Source organism: Agarivorans sp., assembly GCF_050295395.1.
Lineage (GTDB): Bacteria > Pseudomonadota > Gammaproteobacteria > Enterobacterales > Celerinatantimonadaceae > Agarivorans.
In genome coordinates this window covers 1-2,257 of record NZ_JBNKPP010000221.1, presented here as the reverse complement: position 1 = coordinate 2,257, position 2,257 = coordinate 1, and the positions used below count along the sequence as shown (strand labels likewise).

General features: G+C 45.1%; 2 protein-coding genes. Both read left to right on the top strand.

Annotation, left to right across the window (positions count from 1 at the left end):
* The first annotated feature begins 37 nt into the window (after window positions 1–37).
* Window positions 38–1,267 carry a phosphoglycerate dehydrogenase gene (serA, locus tag ACQY6Q_RS12460; RefSeq protein WP_427981854.1) on the top strand — a complete coding sequence of 410 codons (1,230 nt, stop codon included), beginning with the start codon at window positions 38–40 and terminating at the stop codon, window positions 1,265–1,267.
* 75 nt (window positions 1,268–1,342) lie between these two features.
* Window positions 1,343–2,113: a GntR family transcriptional regulator gene (locus ACQY6Q_RS12455; RefSeq protein ID WP_427981853.1), complete on the top strand. Its 771-nt coding sequence runs from the start codon at window positions 1,343–1,345 to the stop codon at window positions 2,111–2,113.
* Window positions 2,114–2,257: the final 144 nt, after the last annotated feature.

The window sequence follows — 2,257 nt, the reverse complement described above, 5'->3', positions numbered from 1 at the left end:
CCGCTCAAGCGGTAACATGGGTATTAGGAAAGCAAACATGGCAAAGTATTCGTTAGGCAAGGAAAAAATTAAGGTTTTGTTGTTAGAGGGTCTACACCCTAGTTCACTAGAATCTTTCCAAGCAGCAGGTTATGACAACGTTGAGATGATCAAAACCTCGCTAGCGGAAGACGAGTTGATTGAAAAAATCAAAGATGTGCATTTCATCGGCATTCGTTCCCGCACCAACCTAACCGAACGCGTTCTTGCTGCGGCCAATAAGCTAGTAGCGATAGGTTGTTTCTGTATTGGTACTAACCAAGTTGACCTAAAAGCCGCCCAACAAAAGGGTATTCCTGTATTTAATGCCCCCTTCTCTAATACGCGCAGTGTGGCCGAATTAGTGCTAGGTGAAATTATTTTACTACTTCGTGGCATTCCAGAAAAAAATGCCAAAGCGCACCGTGGCGAATGGATTAAATCGGCAGATCACTCTTATGAAGCTCGTGGTAAAACTCTGGGCATCATCGGTTACGGCCACATTGGTACTCAGCTAAGCATCCTAGCGGAAACCTTAGGCATGCGTGTGTACTACTACGACATCGAAAACAAACTGTCACTAGGTAACGCTAGTCAAGTGGCTGACTTAAACCAATTACTGGCTATGAGTGATGTGGTGAGCTTACACGTGCCAGAAACCCCACAAACCAAATACATGTTTGGTGAAGCACAATTAGCAGCAATGAAAACTGGTTCAATTTTGATCAACGCTTCACGTGGCACCGTGGTAGACATTGACGCCTTAGTGTCAGCCTTAGATAGCAAGAAAATTGCCGGTGCGGCCATTGATGTATTCCCCACAGAGCCTAAATCAAACAAAGAAGAATTTCAGTCTCAGCTACGTGGCTACGACAATGTAATTCTTAGCCCACACGTTGGCGGCTCAACTCAAGAAGCTCAAGAAAATATCGGTATTGAAGTGGCATCTAAGTTGGCTAAATACTCAGACAATGGCTCTACCTTGTCGGCTGTTAACTTCCCTGAAGTAGCCTTACCTGAGCATGTTGGCACTAGCCGCTTGTTACACATTCACCATAACCAACCGGGTGTGTTAACCAAGATCAACGCCGCCTTTGCTGAAGAGTCAATTAACATTGCCGCTCAGTACCTACAAACCAATGAAAGCATTGGTTACGTGGTGATTGATGTAGAGAGCTCTCAGTCTGAGCAAGCGATTGCTAAATTGAAAGAGATTGAAGGCACCATTCGTGCTCGCGTATTGCACTAAGCAATAACAAGCTCGCTAAAAACCAGTCGCAAGGCTGGTTTTTTTATGTCTGAGTATTAAGCAAGGCGCCCAGAAGTGTCCTCACCAGCAGCTGTATATTTACAAAACTGGGCAGATTATGCGAATCTTAGCCCCAATACTTATGATGATATGGTTTCAGGCAAGCAGTACATGGCAGTAGCAAGCAGTAAAAAAACCGCATTAAACCGGCGACCCCTTCATATTGAAGTTGCGGCACTGGTGCGAGAAATGATCAAAGATGGTTCACTAAAACAAGGTGAACACATTAAAGAAATTGAACTCTGCGAGCAACTAGCGGTAAGCCGCACCCCCTTACGCGAAGCCCTAAAAGCCCTGCACGTTGAAGGTTTGGTGCATATTGAAACCAACCGCGGCTCTTGGGTATCCAAGATTAGTGCTCAAGAATACTTAGATGCCTTTGAAGTAATGAGTAGCCTTGAGCGTAAAGCAGCAGAGCTGATGACCGAACGCGCCACCGATCAGCAACTCAAAGAACTGTTTATCATTCATCAGCAGATGGAAAACTACTTCCAACAAAAAGACAAAAAGAACTACTTCAAGAAAAACCAGCAGATTCACTCCAGCATTATTCGCGCCTCGGGCAATCAAAAACTCTGTCAGCTACACCAGCAATTGCTTAACCTAGTCACCTATGGCCGCTTTCAGGCCATCAATTCAGACTACCGCTGGAAAGAATCGATGCAGGAGCATCAAGATCTTATTAAGGCGCTATTGCAACGCGATGGTAAAAAGGCCGGTGAGATCCTCTCCACCCATGTGATGCATACCGGACATGTGCTAGCGAAAATGTTTGAGCAAGCCTAAACACTCCCTGCGCGCTAGCGAATAGCCCGCTGTTCGCTATTGCACCAACTCGTTTAAAACCCGCCGCACAAAAGCACCAAACCAGTGCAATTTTATACTGGCATTTATCTTAAAATTCACACCAAACACATAAACCATTGAAAA